16 protein-coding genes are annotated in these 14,885 nt (G+C 71.2%); 7 read left to right on the top strand and 9 right to left on the bottom strand.

The genetic code is table 11. The annotated features are described in order from the left end of the window. Positions 1-118: 118 nt before the first annotated feature. The 5 genes from ACZ4N5_RS28350 (at position 119) to ACZ4N5_RS28330 (ending at position 5,144) form a co-directional block, all read left to right on the top strand. Positions 119-1,564 carry an extracellular catalytic domain type 1 short-chain-length polyhydroxyalkanoate depolymerase gene (locus tag ACZ4N5_RS28350; RefSeq protein ID WP_467759867.1) on the top strand — a complete coding sequence of 482 codons (1,446 nt, stop codon included), beginning with the start codon at positions 119-121 and terminating at the stop codon, positions 1,562-1,564. Positions 1,565-2,101: 537 nt separating this feature from the next. Further along, positions 2,102-3,448 (top strand): GH25 family lysozyme, encoded by a 1,347-nt coding sequence (locus ACZ4N5_RS28345; protein WP_467759866.1) that lies wholly within the window; start codon positions 2,102-2,104, stop codon positions 3,446-3,448. 26 nt (positions 3,449-3,474) lie between these two features. Continuing rightward, the gene (locus ACZ4N5_RS28340; RefSeq protein WP_467759865.1) at positions 3,475-3,858 is read left to right on the top strand and encodes a hypothetical protein; all 384 of its coding nucleotides are present in this window, start codon (positions 3,475-3,477) and stop codon (positions 3,856-3,858) included. 26 nt (positions 3,859-3,884) lie between these two features. Continuing rightward, a complete protein-coding gene (locus ACZ4N5_RS28335; RefSeq protein WP_467759864.1) occupies positions 3,885-4,304 on the top strand; it encodes a hypothetical protein in 420 nt (139 codons plus the stop codon). A 45-nt stretch (positions 4,305-4,349) separates the two neighbouring features. After that, entirely contained in the window at positions 4,350-5,144 is a 795-nt protein-coding gene (locus ACZ4N5_RS28330; RefSeq protein WP_467759863.1) for a D-Ala-D-Ala carboxypeptidase family metallohydrolase, read from the top strand. A 69-nt stretch (positions 5,145-5,213) separates the two neighbouring features. Here ACZ4N5_RS28330 and ACZ4N5_RS28325 read toward each other — a convergent pair whose 3' ends face one another. Then, a complete protein-coding gene (locus tag ACZ4N5_RS28325) occupies positions 5,214-6,266 on the bottom strand; it encodes a helix-turn-helix domain-containing protein (protein WP_467759862.1) in 1,053 nt (350 codons plus the stop codon). A 422-nt stretch (positions 6,267-6,688) separates the two neighbouring features. Here ACZ4N5_RS28325 and ACZ4N5_RS28320 point away from each other — a divergent pair, with 422 nt between their 5' ends. Beyond that, positions 6,689-7,846 (top strand): hypothetical protein, encoded by a 1,158-nt coding sequence (locus ACZ4N5_RS28320; protein WP_467759861.1) that lies wholly within the window; start codon positions 6,689-6,691, stop codon positions 7,844-7,846. 345 nt (positions 7,847-8,191) lie between these two features. Here ACZ4N5_RS28320 and ACZ4N5_RS28315 read toward each other — a convergent pair whose 3' ends face one another. The 6 genes from ACZ4N5_RS28315 to ACZ4N5_RS28290 form a co-directional block, all read right to left on the bottom strand. Next, positions 8,192-8,797, bottom strand: coding sequence for a GOLPH3/VPS74 family protein (locus ACZ4N5_RS28315; protein WP_467759860.1), 606 nt, complete (start codon positions 8,795-8,797; stop codon positions 8,192-8,194). A 148-nt stretch (positions 8,798-8,945) separates the two neighbouring features. Next, positions 8,946-9,071: a hypothetical protein gene (locus ACZ4N5_RS28310; protein WP_467759859.1), complete on the bottom strand. Its 126-nt coding sequence runs from the start codon at positions 9,069-9,071 to the stop codon at positions 8,946-8,948. A 117-nt stretch (positions 9,072-9,188) separates the two neighbouring features. After that, complete coding sequence (gene ykgO, locus ACZ4N5_RS28305; protein ID WP_081220789.1) at positions 9,189-9,311, bottom strand: type B 50S ribosomal protein L36; 123 nt, start codon at positions 9,309-9,311, stop codon at positions 9,189-9,191. 41 nt (positions 9,312-9,352) lie between these two features. Then, entirely contained in the window at positions 9,353-9,613 is a 261-nt protein-coding gene (locus ACZ4N5_RS28300) for a type B 50S ribosomal protein L31 (RefSeq protein ID WP_467759858.1), read from the bottom strand. Positions 9,614-9,689: 76 nt separating this feature from the next. Continuing rightward, entirely contained in the window at positions 9,690-9,854 is a 165-nt protein-coding gene (rpmG, locus tag ACZ4N5_RS28295; protein ID WP_467759857.1) for a 50S ribosomal protein L33, read from the bottom strand. 322 nt (positions 9,855-10,176) lie between these two features. Next, positions 10,177-10,770 (bottom strand): TetR/AcrR family transcriptional regulator, encoded by a 594-nt coding sequence (locus ACZ4N5_RS28290; protein WP_467759856.1) that lies wholly within the window; start codon positions 10,768-10,770, stop codon positions 10,177-10,179. 113 nt (positions 10,771-10,883) lie between these two features. Between ACZ4N5_RS28290 and ACZ4N5_RS28285 the strand changes: the two genes are divergently transcribed. Continuing rightward, positions 10,884-11,714 (top strand): class I SAM-dependent methyltransferase, encoded by an 831-nt coding sequence (locus ACZ4N5_RS28285; protein WP_467759855.1) that lies wholly within the window; start codon positions 10,884-10,886, stop codon positions 11,712-11,714. 322 nt (positions 11,715-12,036) lie between these two features. Here the strand turns inward: ACZ4N5_RS28285 and ACZ4N5_RS28280 are convergent, their stop codons facing one another. Both ACZ4N5_RS28280 and ACZ4N5_RS28275 read right to left on the bottom strand, forming a co-directional pair. Then, on the bottom strand, positions 12,037-12,714 hold the full coding sequence (locus ACZ4N5_RS28280) for a DUF4232 domain-containing protein (protein WP_467759854.1): 678 nt from the start codon (positions 12,712-12,714) through the stop codon (positions 12,037-12,039). Between the two features lie 106 nt (positions 12,715-12,820). Next, the gene (locus ACZ4N5_RS28275; protein ID WP_467759853.1) at positions 12,821-14,830 is read right to left on the bottom strand and encodes a M48 family metalloprotease; all 2,010 of its coding nucleotides are present in this window, start codon (positions 14,828-14,830) and stop codon (positions 12,821-12,823) included. Positions 14,831-14,885 lie beyond the last annotated feature (55 nt).

Below are 14,885 nucleotides of genomic sequence, written 5' to 3'. Positions count from 1 at the left end.
TGTGGTCCGCTTCCGCTGTCGGGCGTCCGCTGCGGTTCTACGGTGCAGCGGACCGCCCGCTCCGGAGGGACACCGGCGCGGCGGTCCGCCCACCCACCCCACACCACGGGAGGACTACATGTCGGTTCGTGACCGCACCCGTAAGGCCTGCTGGGCCGCGCTACTGGCCCTGTTGCTCGCCCTGTTCACCGTGCCGCAGAGCGCGTCGGCCGCCTCGCTCACCCAGGTGACCGGCTTCGGCTCCAACCCCGGCAGCCTGTCGATGTACACGTACGTCCCCGACAACCTTCCCTCCGGCGCCCCTGTGGTCGTGGCCCTGCACGGCTGCACCCAGAGCGCGAGCGACTACTACAGCCACTCCGGCTGGCCCAAGTACGCCGACCTGTACGGGTTCGCGCTGGTCTTCCCGCAGACCTCAAGCGCCAACAACGCCAACTCGTGCTTCAACTGGTACCAGTCCGGGGACTACACCCGGGGCCAGGGCGAAGCACTGTCCATCAAGCAGATGGTCGACTACGCGAAGACGCAGTACGGCAGCGACCCCAGCCGCGTCTACGTGACGGGGCTGTCGGCAGGCGGGGCCATGACCTCCGTGATGCTCGCCGACTACCCCGATGTCTTCGCGGGCGGCTCCATCGACTCCGGCATCCCGGCGGGCTGCGCCACCGATCTCAGCACCGGCCTCACGTGCGAGTACAACCCGGTGAGCAAGACCCCGCAGCAGTGGGGCAACCTGGTCCGCAGCGCATCGGGCGGCTGGAACGGACCCTGGCCGCGCGTGGCCGTCTGGCAGGGTTCCGGCGACTCGACCGTCAACCCCGCCAACGCCACCGAGTCCCGAGACCAGTGGACGAACGTCTGGGGCATCGGCCAGACCCCTTCATCGACCGCCACGCTCACGGGCGGCACCACCCAAGCCATCTACAACGATGCGGGCGGTGATCCCGCCGTCGAGACCTTCACCATCTCCGGCATGGCCCATGGCCTCGCCGTGAACCCCGGCTCCGGGGCCGACCAGTGCGGCACGACCGGCACGTACTACCTCAACTACATCTGCTCCAGCTACTACACGGCGAAGTTCTGGGGCCTGGACGGCACCTCCGGCGGCGGCACCGGTTCCCTGCCCGCGCCCACCGGGCTGACGGTGACGGGCACCACGGACACCAGCGCCTCCCTTTCCTGGAACGCCGTCAGCGGCGCCGCTTCGTACAACATCTACCGAGGCGGTGCGAAGACGGGCTCGACGAACTCCACTTCGTACACGGACACCGGACTGGCCTCCGGCACCGGTTACAGCTACACCGTCGCCGCCGTCGACTCGGCGGGCAGGGCCGGCGCCGCCGGCGCGGCCGTGACGGCGACCACCACCGGCTTCCAGCCGCAGTGCTTCACCGCGAACAACTACAACCAGGTCGCCGCGGGCCGCGCCCACCAGAGCGGCGGCTACACCTACGCGAACGGCTCCAACCAGAACATGGGCCTGTACAACACCTTCGCCACCCACACCCTCGAGGAGACCGCCACCGGTTACTACGTGATCGCCGACTCCGGCTGCCCCGCCTGATGGGGCCTGCCACTGCTCGCGATCTGTCGGCGGTGGCCCACGTCCACATACAGCCACGCACCCTGTAGGCGACCGAGGTCGGCGCACCGCGCTGACCCCACCGCCCGACCCCGGCCCCGCCGCTCCCGCCAGGAGCGGCGGGGCGCCGCGCCCCGCAGCGGGCGCGGTCCGCCCCGCGGGACGTGACGCGGACGTCGTACGGCGAACCGACGCCGCGCTCTTCGTGTGGCCCGCCCCCGTTGAACCGGCACCCACTGGCTGGGCCGTCGTCGGTACGGGGGCTGCTCCCGTACCGACGGCGCGCACCGCTCCATGTCCCGCCCCGTACAAGCGTGCGCCCGGCGGCGCCCTCGTCGAGCTTCAGCTCCGCCGTCCGTATCCCACATGCATCCCAGCGGTGCCGCGTCCCCGCAGGTCACAGGCGCGCGACTGTCCCAGCGTCCCGATCCGGAGCAAGCGGATCCACCGCGTGACGACCGCTGCCAGGATGACCAGCGGCCGGGGGGTCCCGGCCACTCATCAGAGGGGGAACACCAGATGGGACGAAGGACGCTTCTGCGGGGTCTGACCCTCGCCGTGGCAGCGGTCCTGCCCCTGTACGGGCCTGCGGCGGTGCAGGCGGCGGAGTCCGCGGTCACCGCGGTCGCGGTCTGCGGGCACACGAGCGCACAGCCCACGCTGCAGCAGGGATCGACGGGGGACGCGACGGTCGAGGCGCAGTGCGAACTCGATCTGGCGACGAAGCCGAGCCGGTACACGCCGATCGCGGCGGACGGCTCGTTCGGATCGGGGACGGAGGCGCGGGTCAAGGAGTTCCAGCGGTGCGCCGGGCTGGGCGTGGACGGTGTGCTCGGCCCGCAGACCTGGACGGCGCTGAACTCCTGGGCCGCACAGCCGCACACCTGCGCGAACCAGGGCACGTCGAGCACGGCGCAGGCGGCCGTCTGCGGCCACACCGACACGCGCCCGACTCTGAAGAAGGGGGCGAAGAGCGATGAGGTCAAGGAGGTGCAGTGCCGTCTGAACCTGGCCATGGAGCCCTTCCACTATCCGCCGCTGACGATCGACGGCGACTTCGGGGGCGGGACCGAGGACCGGGTCATCGAGCTCCAGCACTGTGCCAACCTCAGCGCCGACGGCACCGTGGGCCCGAACACCTGGGCGAAGCTGGTGGACTGGTCCAGCCGTAACACGTACTGCGCGCCACCCCACCCCGCCGGCCACCCGATCGACGGCCTGGACACGGCCAAGTACCAGCACCCCGGCGGCGCCCCGATCGACTGGAAGGCCGTACGGGCCTCGGGTGCCGAGTTCGCGACGGTCAAGGCCACCCGGGGCCTGAACGTCACCGACGAATACCTCGCCACCGACCTCGAGGCGGCCAGGGCGGCGGGGCTGGCCGTCGCGCCGTACCACTTCTACACGGGTACGGCGGCCGACACGGGGGCCGCGCAGGCCGACCGGTTCATCGCCGCCGTGCGGGCGACCGGCTACACCGGGCAGCGTGCGGGCGACCTGCCGCCGATCTTCGACCTGGAGCGCATGGACGACGGCAGCGGACGCTGTCCCACCTACGGCACGGTGGCCGACGCCAAGGCCTGGCTCGACCGGGTGGAGAGCGCCTTCGGCCGCGTTCCGATGATCTACACGCAGAAGTCCTTCCTGGACGACTGCCTGGGTTCGACCACCGCCTTCGCCCGGTATCCGCTGCAACTCGCGGACTACCGCCAGTCGATCACCCAGCCGCCGCTGCCGAACGGCTCGACGACCTGGGCGATGTGGCAGTACACCGACGCCGCGATCTTCCCGGGCGTCCGGGCGCCGGCGACCGGGGACGTGTTCAACGGCACCCAGGCCGATCTGGACCGGCTGGCCAACCGGTGATCCGGGCCGTACCGAGGAGGATCCCGATGACCGACCGGTTCGCACGCGCGTCCCTCGTCTCCCTGCTCGTCGCCCTGGGCTTCACCGTTCCGGCGCCCGCCTCGGCCACCACCGCCGCCACGAGCTGTTACGGCGGGGCAGTCACCGTGCACTACGGGGACGTGCGCGACTTCGGCCCGTACCGGACCACGAGCCGCTGTACCGACATCAACATGCGCGTCACCGGCGGCGACGCGGACCACGTCGTCGCCTGCGTGAAGTTCGAGAAGACCGGCGTCTGCAACCGCTGGACCGAAGTCGGCTGGAGCTGGACGACCATCGCCACCGACGTCCTGGACGGCACCCGGTTCACGGTGCCCAACGGCGTTGATCTGGAAGGCAGTTCGGCCACCATACAGATCGCCTTCTGACCCCCCTCACCCGAACGGAGACCACCATGATCAGGAGCAGGGCGTTCGCCTCGGTTCTGTTCACCGCGGCCGCGCTGCTGGGAGCGGGCGTCGCGCCCGCCTCCGCACAGCCCTCCGCCGCCGCGGTCAGCTGCTACGGCGGCGCCAAGACCCTGACGTACCACTACCAGACAGCCGCCAAGGAGTACGGCACCTACACCACGTCCTCGCGGTGCGGTGACATCAACATTCGACTCAGCGCGACCACGCCGGACGGGGCGTTCCTGGACGCCTGCGTGGTGTTCGTCGACCACACCACCAAGTGCAACAACGACGACGCCTACACCACGCACGGCACCGAGTGGGGGACTGTCGCCACCGACGTCAAGGACGGCACTCACTTCGTCCTGCGCATCCACGCCTATGACACCGACGCGCAGAACGTGACGTTCCAGCTCGCCTACTGACCCCCTTCCCACGTGATTTCGCACCACCGTTCCGAAAGGACGACGATGACTTCCTTCTTCCGCCCCGCCGAGGGCCGCTCCGTCGGCAGCCGCTCCGTCGGCAGCCGCTCCGTCGACCGCCGCACGATGCTGCGCGGCACGCTGGCCGTCGGCGCAGGCGTCGCGTTCGGTCAGCTGCTGTCCTCGGGTGTCGCGCAGGCCTATTCGTGGTCGCGCACGCTGAACCAGGGCGACACCGGCGCCGACGTGACCGAGCTGCAGATCAGGGTCGCGGGCTGGGCGGCCGACAGCGCCGGCCACAGCCGGGTCGGCATCGACGGGGACTTCGGCCCCGGCACGGCCGCGGCCGTGAAGCGGTTCCAGGCGGCGTACGGCCTCACCGCCGACGCCAGCGTCGGACCCAACACCCAGGCGAAGCTCAACGCGCTGGAGCAGTCGGACGGCTCCACGGCCCACTTCAACTGGAGCGAGTTCGTGGACCAGTCGACCGGCAATTTCAACGGCGGCAAGCTGAGCGCGGCGCAGGTGAAGGAGAACGCCCGCCGTTGCATGTACAAGCTGGAGGCGCTGCGCAAGAAGCTGGGCGACAAGCCGATCACGGTCAACTCCGGCTTCCGCAGCATCGCGCACAACGCCGACATCGGCGGGGCCAGCGACAGCATGCACCTGTACGGCACCGCGGCCGACCTCGACGTGGCCGGCGTGGCCACCAAGACCGTCTACCAGAAGGCGGAGACCTGCGGGTTCTCCGGGCTGGAGACGTACACCGTCGACCACCAGCACGTCGACAGCAGGGCTGACCTCGGCCGCGACTGGTGGTGGGAGGACGGCACGGTCTGACACGGCCCCGGCTGATCCGGAGCCGGAAGTCCCGGGTACCGCGGCGGCGGTACCCGGGACTTCCGGGCTTCAGCTCTTCGGCTCGTCCTTCAGCGCCGCCTCGCAGGAGGGCCAGTCGTGGAAGTCGTGCCGGACGTTCCACAGCCGGTGGGCCGCCTGGATGTTCCACTCCGGGTCGAACGCCCGCAGCGGTGTGCCGTCGAGCTCCCGCAGGCGGGCGTCGGAGATCTGGAACACGCCCCAGTTGCGGCTGCCGTTGGTGTTGGGCAGCGTCCACAGCGGGTCGAGGAACGAGGCGCAGTGGGCGACGGCCACGGCGGTGCGGGGGTCCTCGACGAACACCTCACGGATCCGCTTCGCCACCTTGTCCGGTGACCAGGTCGCCATGCTCACCTTCTGCGCGTAGAGCGCTTTCTTGGTGGGCTCGTCGACCACGTTGTCGGCCGGCATACCCGCCAGCACCTGGAACGCGGTCAGTCTGCGCAGGGTCTCCGGCCCGAAGTCCCCGTCGACGGCGAGCCTGCCCTTGGCCCGCACCAGCAGTCTCTGGACCTCACGCACGCACTCGTCGTGCTGTCCCATGCTCACCGATTTGCACGCGTCTGAGTACAGCAGCCTGCCGTCGGCCGGCGGCGAGGCGTCGGCGGGCATCCACACGAAACCGGCCACCAGCACGACCACGACCACGGCGGCCAGCATCGCGAGACGGGAGGACAGCTTCTGGGGCACCCGGGACCGCCGCGGCTTCTCGGCCTCGTCGGGGGTGATCTCCGGCGGGACGGCGTGGTCCGGTCCGGGGCTCGCCTGCACGGGCTCGGCAGGACCGTCCGGTTTCGGTTCCGGGACATCCTCCTCGGTCACGGCCGGTACGTCACGGTCGGTGTCCGCCATCGCCCACAGCCGGTGGAGTTCACGGAGCTCCTCGGTACTGGCGCCGCACACCTTGGCGAACGAGTGCACCACCCGGTAGTCGGTCGGGACGCTGAGGCCGGAGCAGTACCGATGCAGACTGGAGCCACTGACGCCCGCCTCCTTGCCGAGGCGGTCATAGCCCCGGCCACTGCGGTCCTTCAGCATCCGAAGACAGGCGGCGAACTTTTCGGTTTGCGGAGAGGCAGCCACACATCCACCCTTGCTCAAGCCCCTACTGACGCGTAGAAGCTACACCGCGGAACGGAATGTGTGCGCCCTTTCAGTTCCTGAGTGAAACAGTCAACACCGTTTCCAGCAACGGTATTTGAAGGAGTGTCAACCAGCTCCGCGTCCTCGCGGGTCCGCGCCCTTCACCGGGCCGGGCCCTCGCCGTCGCCGGCGGCCACGCGCACGTCGGGAACCCGGCCGCCCGGACCATCCCGGCGAACCGTCCCGGCGATCGGCGGCCGCTCACATTCTTCGCGATGACCCCAATACGACCAATCGTCAACGAAATGCACATAGTCACTCGATGGCGGAGGTCCGTGATCCCGAGGGGCCTCGGCTCCCGACTCTTGGCCAAAGGCGACCATACTGGGAAGGCACACCGCACCCCACCAGCAAAGTGACTCATGTCGAAGTCCTCCACAGACCGTCCCACCGCCCCGGAAACTGTCTGGCTGGCCGCCGGGCGCCATACCGGCCCCGCCCCGCAGACGGCTCTCCGGGAGCATCTGCGCGAACTGAAGAACAGCGAAAAGATCCAGGACTTCCTGGAGACCGAGAACGCCACGACGCCGGACGGCCACGTCTTCGAGGTGCGCTGGTTCGTCGCTGGCGACGTCACGGTGCGGGCGCGCCTCGCCACCGACGGACGTGAGCATGTGGACGGCGACCGGCGCTGGACGCTGGCGGCCGAGGCGGAACGGCCGTGGGATCCCGCGTGGCCCTCCCCTGCCGCACTGCTCTGGCCCGAGCGCAGCGGCCTCTCCTGGGACCGTGACGCCGCGGCCGGGCTGCGGCTTCAGGACATCAACCTGCTGCCGAAGGACGACGCGGCACTGCGCCGGCTGCTCAAGGACACCGCCCGGCACAGCTGGAGCATCAACGTCGTCGTGCACGAGGCCATGACGCCCGACGCCGACGGCCGCCTCCCGCTGGCCCGGCTGCTGCCGCCCGCACTGCGGCATCGTGTCGTGGAACACCGCGCCACGCCCGAGCAGTTCCACGCGGTCAACTGGGCACTCGGCGACCTCGGGACGTCCGTGCCGCGTGGCGGGGCCGTCATCCTGTCCGGCACACCCGCCCGGATCGGGTTCGACGAGCAGGCCTTCCGGGTGCGCAGTGTCTTCCTCGACGGCTCCGAACCGACGGAACTCCTCGACAGGGTCGTACAGTTCGCGGCACTGCCCTGGCCGCTGCCCGACGACGCCGCGGCGGTCCTCACCGCGCTCCGCGAGGACTGGCATCTGCTGACCCTCGAAGAGGAACTCGCCCACGCGCGCGCCCTGGTGGCCTCGTACTCCGAAGCCCTCGACGCCATGACCAAGTCGCGCGACCTGTACCGCGAGGCGACCGAACTCGCCCACGCGGCGCTCGCCGACATGGCCGAGTACCGCGACGCGGCGTCCGCCGTGCGGGGCTCCGCGCAGGGAGGGGACAAGCACCCTCTGACGAAGACGCTTCAGCGCGTCACGGACTCGTGGCTGTCCCGGCGGGCGCCACGCGTCGACGCCCGTCTCCAGGAAGCACGCGAGAGCGAGGAGCGGGCCCGCCAGGCTTCCGAGTGACCACCGCGCGGGGGACACGGCGCGCCCGCCGATCCGAACCCGCGCGCCTCACCGACGCGCGTCCGCTCTTCGTACCGTCCGACCCGGCCCCGTAGCGTCGGAGCCGACCTCGTACCGGCGGGCCCGTTCCTCGTACGGTCGGACGTGCCGCTCGTACGCTCGGACGTGCCGCTCGTACGATCGGAGCGGCGCCTCGTGCCGTCGCACCGGCCGCGCGTACTGCCGGAGACGCCCCACTGGCGGCTTTCCGTCGGACGCGCCCCACTCGGGTTTCCGTCGGACGCCCCGCGCGGGTTTCCGTCGGGCACCCTGGGCGGGTTCCCGTCAGGCGCCCCGCGCGTTCTGTCAGGCGCCCCGCCAGATGTTGGCGAACGCCGCGTTCTCGATGGCCCGGCGTTGGCGGACGGCTTCCAGTTCCATCACCGCGTCGTGCACGGCGACCAGGACCGTCGTCACCGCCTCGTCCTCGACGGCCGGGCTGTCCTCGGTCTGCTCGGCGGGGATCCCGACGACCGCCGCGAGGGCGGCTAGGACGGGCTCGTCCGCGGCCCAGCGGTGCATCGCCCGGCTGCGGGCGGGTGAGTCCACCAACTCCATGCGGTTGCCGCCGAACGGCAGTCGCCCGCGACGTTGCCGGGTGAGTTGCCCCGCCTGTTCGAGGTCGCTCTGATAGGCCGCCGACAGGTCGCGGCCTCTGCGCCACAACCAGTCCTCGACCCGCTCGTACGGAACCTGCCGCACGATCGAGGACGCCGCCTCACCCAGAAGGCGGTCGTCCGTCGCCGGCTGCCTCGCCGGCACCATCCGGTCACCGTCCAGTGTGATGACCTCCCCGGCGACGAGATCGATCACCTCGGCGCCGGCGAGGGCGAGCGACAGGTCGCCCTGCCCCACAGGACGTTCCGGCTCCTTGTCCATCGTGATGATGAACAAGTCCCTGGCCGTGGTCACGAACGGCTCCCTTCGGAGTACTTCGCCCGGCGCGACCGTCACGCATCGGATCCAACGCATCCACCGCGCCGCTGTCCGCGGCCGATCCGGTCGCCCGCGGAGAAGGGCACGTCACGATCGTGATCGTAACTCCCGGCGAAGCGGTGCGTCAGTGAGCCGCGGGCTGCGTCGGCAGGTTGAACACCTGCTGTGGCGTGACGATCTTGGTGATCGCGTCCCCGAGCAGGGTGCTGGGCTCCGAGCCCTTGTAGTTGATGTCGGTGTTGAGCAGCACGACCGCACGCCGCACCCGCCGCGGTCGCGGACGAGCTGCGGGGAAGCCGTACACGCGGCCGGTCCGGCCGACGCGCGCCGCGTCGGCCGGACCGAATGTCCTTCATCTGATACGTCGTCAGCCCTGGCGGGCCTTGAGGCGCGGGTTCTTCTTGTTCACGACGAAGACCACGCCGCGCCTACGGACCACCTGGGCCCCGGGCTTGCTCTTCAACGAGCGCAGTGAGTTGCGTACCTTCATGGCTCTGTTCTCCTCCTGCCGAACTCGGCGCGCTCCGGCGTTCAGTGCCGGTTCGACGCCGTGCGGCCGTAGCGGCGCTCGAAGCGCTCCACCCGGCCGGCGGTGTCCAGGACCCGCGTGGTCCCGGTGTAGAACGGGTGGCTCGCCGACGAGATCTCGACGTCGATGAGGGGATGGACGGCGCCGTCCTCCCACTCGATCGTCCTGGCCGAGTGCGCGGTGGATCGCGTCAGAAAGGCGACACCGGCGGCACGGTCCCGGAAGACGACCGGACGCGATTCGGGGTGAATGTCGGGCCTCATGCGGTTCCTTCCTCGGTTACGGCAGGTACGTCTGCGGATACGCCGGGTGCGTCTGCCGGCAGTGCCCGGCGTGGGGTCAGCGCTCCTCCCGGAACGCGACGTGCTTTCCCGCGAACGGGTCGTACTTGCGCAGGACGAGCCGGTCGGGGTCGTTCCCGCGGTTCTTGCGCGTCACGTACGTGGCGCCGGTCCCGGCCGTCGACTTCAGCGTGACGACGGGGCGCGCGCTGCTGCGTGCCATGAGGTCCTCCTTCACCCACCACGCGCGAGGCTTGAGTCGCGCATGCCAATCAGTTACGTGAGCTGCAACAGCGCACCCGGCGTCCGCATTCCCGGGCCCCGGGCCCCGGACCCGGCACACGACACGCCGCAGGCGTCAGCCGACATGCGGTACACGACACGCCGCAGGCCTGGCCTGGGCCTAGGCCCATGGGGCAGGCGGCAGGCGGCAGGCGGCAGGCGGCAGGCGGCAGGCGGCAGGCGGCAGGCGATTCGCGGTACACGACACGCCGTACGCAGCCGCGACACGCCGCACCCGGTCTGCCGCAGAGGCCCCGACGTGGTTACACCTCGCGTACGGCCCCGGCGACGACCGAGCTCACCATCCGGCGGACGCCTTCCAGATCGGGCGGGGCGCCCTCCCGGCCCGCGAAGAGCAGATGACCGGTCCCGATCAGCGTCAGCGCGAGCATGTCCACGTCGGCGTCCGGGGCGATACGGCCCAGGTCTCGCTCCGCACGGAGATAGGAGCCGATCATGGCGGTGGCCTCGGTCAGAAGGGGGAGGCCGGTCGGCGTGGTGGCCCGCAGTCGGGCGCGCAGGGCGTCCCGGGCGACGACGAGGCCGAGTATTCCCAGGGCGAGGGGTCCGAACACGTCGGCCAGCGCGGCCGTGAGGTTGTCGGCGACCGTGCCGGTCCCGGCGGACTCGCGCAGGGTGGTGGCCTGGACGTCGAGCCGGGCGATCCGGTCGCCCACGAGCTCGGCGAGGAAGACGTCGAAGTCGGCGAAGTGCCGGTGCAGGACGCCCTTGGCGCAACCCGCCTCCGTGGTGACCGCCCGGCTGGTCAGCGCGTTCGGTCCGTCCCGCAGCAGAACGCGTTCGGCGGCGGCGAAGAGCTGCTCGCGCGCGTCGCGCAGGGCCACCCCGGTCGGCATGTGTGCATCCGCCTTCCCGTGCAGACCCCGCCCAACGGCGACAAGTGGGCCTGCGCCACTCAAAGAGCGCGCACTCGTTGACGAGTGGGCGCGCGCCCACTCATAGTGGGCGCATGCCCACTGTACCGTCGGAGGGATCGCGTCCCCCCGCGAGCGAACCCCATGAGTACCGGCAGGCGGCGGAGTCGTTCGGCTCCGACGCCGAGCGCTACGACCGGGCACGACCACGCTATCCAGACGCGCTGGTGGAGCGGATCGTCTCCGGCAGCCCCGGCCCCGAGCTGCTGGACGTCGGCTGTGGCACCGGGATCGCGGCCCGGCAGTTCCAGGCTGCGGGCTGCACGGTTCTCGGGGTCGATCCCGACGTGCGGATGGCCGATGTCGCACGGCGGCTCGGCACCGAGGTCGAGGTGTCGACGTTCGAGGCCTGGGATCCGGCCGGGCGGGGGTTCGACGCCGTCGCCGCCGCCCAGTCCTGGCACTGGGTCGATCCGGTCGTGGGAGCCGCCGTGACGAAGCGGGTACTGCGGCCGAACGGCCGGTTCGCCGCGTTCTGGCATGTGTTCCAGTTGCCGCCCGAGGTGGCGAAAGCCTCCGCCGCGGCCTGCCGGAGGGCGATGCCCGACTCCCCGATCGACTTCGAGGCGATGACGCGACAGGCCGTCGACGTCTACCGGCCGATGCTCGCCACGACAGCCGACGGGATCCGCGAGACGGGCGGATTCGACGAACCGGAGGAATGGACTTTCACCTGGGAGTGGTCCTACACCCGGGACGCGTGGCTCGACGTGATGCCGACCCAGGGCGCCCTGACCCGGCTCCCGGCGGACGCGCTGGCATCCGTGCTGGAGGAGGTGGGCGCCGCCATCGACGCGATGGGAGGCCGCTTCACGATGCCCTATGCGACGGTGGCGGTCACCGCGGTGAGGACGGGCTCGGCCTGACCGTCTCCGGCCGTTTCCGCTGGTCCAAGCCGGACCCATGCCCGCCAGGGCCCATGGACCCATGCCCTCCCGTACGAGCCTGCCTGTGCCATAGGTCCAGGCGGAGCCCGTGCCATAGGTCCGGCTCGGGTCGATCCCTCCGGTCCCCACGCGCAGAGCCGTGAGGAGCCCGGCCCGGTTCCGGCAGCCTATGGACGGCCTCTCCGGACACCGCTCTGTGCCACTCTCCCGGGCAGCGGTGGGCTCCGATCAGCAGGCTCCGATCCCGCCCCCGGTGTGCTGTCGCCGTCGGCTCGCGGCGGTGACAGCACACCGGTGATGGTCAGGAAGGCTTCGTCGCGGTGACGGCGGTGACCGTCGCCGTATTGTCGCACTCGGCCAACACGCCGTCTTCCAGGGCGAGTTGGTGCGCTCCGCCGGAGGGGAGAGCCACCACCAGGGTCGGGTAGGTGACCGGCGTGGAGCCGGACACGCAATAGCCGTCACCCTCGCCCTGGACCTGGACGAACGTCACCTTCACCCATGCCTTGGCGCCGGGTGCGAGCAGCACCTTGGACGCGGAGCCCGTCGGGGTCACGGCCAGCGGGTGGTTCTTCTCGGGGGAGCCGTTGGCCGCCCCCGCCACGGTCGGATACCCCTGGACGGCACACGACGCGCCGGACATGTTGGTGAACTCGACGATCGCCGCGCCGGTTCCGGTGCCCTTGGGGCGTACAGCGGCCTGGTACATGAACGCCTTCAGGGACTCCCCGGCGCATGTCTTGGTCTTCGTCGCGGGGGTCGCGGTGGCGGAGGCCGTGACCGGGGCCTTGGGGGTGGAGTCGCCCGCGGGCTCGGCCGAGGTTCCCGTCCCACCTGACGACTTGGCGGGTGTCGGTGAGCTGGAGGACGAGGCCGTCTGCTCGGACGTCTTGCCCGACGGCGAAGAGGTGGAGCCTGCGGTGTCCGCACCCGGCTGGCACGCGGTCATGAGGAGCGTGGCCGCCGACATGGTCGCCATTGCCAGAGCGGCTCCGCGGACACGCGACCCGAAGTGCATCCGTCCGTACTGCATGAAGTCCCCCGATTGAGATGTTCAGGCGCCGGTCGCTCACCGGCACTCGTCGCTACAGATCGCTGACCGGCTTCCGTGGTTCACCTGCGTACAGGGCTGTTACATGACGGTGACAGGGCAGGTACGGATCACCGGGGGCCGCTGATCCGTACGACAGGCCCCAGCCGCCCAGGGTCAACGACAGGCGCTGGGCGGTCCTCGACGTGGAGGTGAACTCCCTGCAGTCGACCACGACCCGCATGTTCCGGGTCGCGGCCCTGATGAGGTCCAGCCGGGCCGTCCGGCCCGCGCCGGCGACCAGGCGGGCCTCCATCCACGTCGTGGTCGCGCTGACGTCGGTGCGTTCCGTGCGCTCCCCGGTCAGCAGGCGTGTGGTGGCATCGACGGACGTGGTGCGCAGGACGGGGAGTTCCGCCCGGTCGGCCGTCAGCGTGCCGTCGTCGTGCAGCGTCCAGCGGGCGCCGCGCAGGCGATCGCCCACTTCCTGTGCCTGGGTACGGGTTCCCGCGAGGAGGGCGACGGAGGTGACGTCGAGGGTGCGGAAGGTGCGTTGTCCCGGCGGCCGGTCCGGTTCGCTGCCGCCGGACGACGACGGCTTTCCGGGCGTGAACGTCAAAAGCCCCGGCGGGCGGGCCGGATCGCGCGGTGCCGCACGGCTGGGGCACGCCGTCGTCGTGGCGCCACCCCCACCCCCAGCCCCCGCCCCCGCCCCCGTACCGGCACCACCGCCGCTCGGCGACCGTGCGGCCGGGGCGATCGGACCCGCCGGGTCGCCGGCGAGGACGCCGCCGGGCGGGCGGGAGACGAGAGGCAGCAGCCCGACGAGCAGGAGGACGGCCGGAAACAGGACCGCGGCCGCGTACGCCTTCGCGGACCGGGCCGTCGCCGACGGGTCCCGCCGTGCCGGTCGCACGCCCGTGACCAGCGGCCAGACCAGCGCGACGGCGAGCGTCGCCCACCAGGCGGGCTGCGCCGTCAGCGACTCATGAGCCAGCGCGAGGGCCTGCCTGACGGCGCGGTCGCTCGACGCGCCCAGCAGCGCGTACGCGGGAACCGCCCCCAGCGTCGTCAGCGACAACTGGGCGAACAGCGCGAGCGGCCACAGCAGCGTCAGCAGCAGCTGCACCCCGGTGGTATCGACCCGCGACACGCACCGGATCCGCATCCTGACGGGCGGGTGGTAGAGCCGCGCCAGGCCCCCGTGATCGCCCTTCTCCAGGCGGCGCAGGGCTCGTACGACGGTGTCGGCGCCCGCGGCCCGAGCCGCGAAGCGGTCCGCGCCGAGCTCCGCCGACCAGAGCGCGGCGACCACGAGGAGCAGCACCTTCGGCACACTGAAGAGGACCAGTACGACCTCGGCGAGCGTCAGGCGGGCGGTCGCGTTGCCCGTGGCGAACAGCAGGGTGACCGGCAGGACGACGAAGCCCGCGAGGACGTACGGCCAGACGCGGACCAGGGCGGTGAAGGGGCTGCCGAGCCCGGTGACGTGCTGCTCGCCCTGACGGAGATGGCCGAGTTCGTGCAGGAGCACCGCGCGGGCCGCCTCGACATCCGTCTGCCACAGATGGACGAGCGGAGCGAAGACACCGATCCGGGTGGTGCGCCAACTGCCCGGATAGACACGGGCGGAGAGTCCTTCCTGGGTGCTCAGGCGTAGCCGGGTGCCCGGTGCGTGCTCGTCGACGAACGCCGTCATCGCCGCGGAGAAGTGCGGTTCGGCGGGCTCGCCGGAATGCCCGGGGGCCGCCGCCGGGGGCGCCATCAGCGGGTCGTCGGGGGCCAGGAGTCCGTAGCGGCGCTCGACGACATGGCAGCGTGCCCGTGGGGCGAGGAGCGCGAGGACCGCGGCGAGCAGGAAGAACAGGGGCAGGAGCTGGACCAGGCTGAGCACCGCCGTGACGAAGCGGCCGCGTCCGGCCTCCCCGAACTGGCCGAGACCCGTGCCCACTCCGAGTGCGTGTCCGATCAGTGTGGGGAGCTGGGCGAGGAAGAGCGCCAGGGTCGGCCACAGCCAGGGCGGTGGTCCCCCCGAGGAGGCGGGACGGAGCGGCGGTCTCCTCATGACACCGTACGGCGGTGGCCGGCGCCCCGGGACGACCGGTGAACCGGTGCGGTCG

Source organism: Streptomyces sp. NPDC026500, from assembly GCF_055567635.1.
This window is presented reverse-complemented; position numbering and strand designations above follow the sequence as displayed.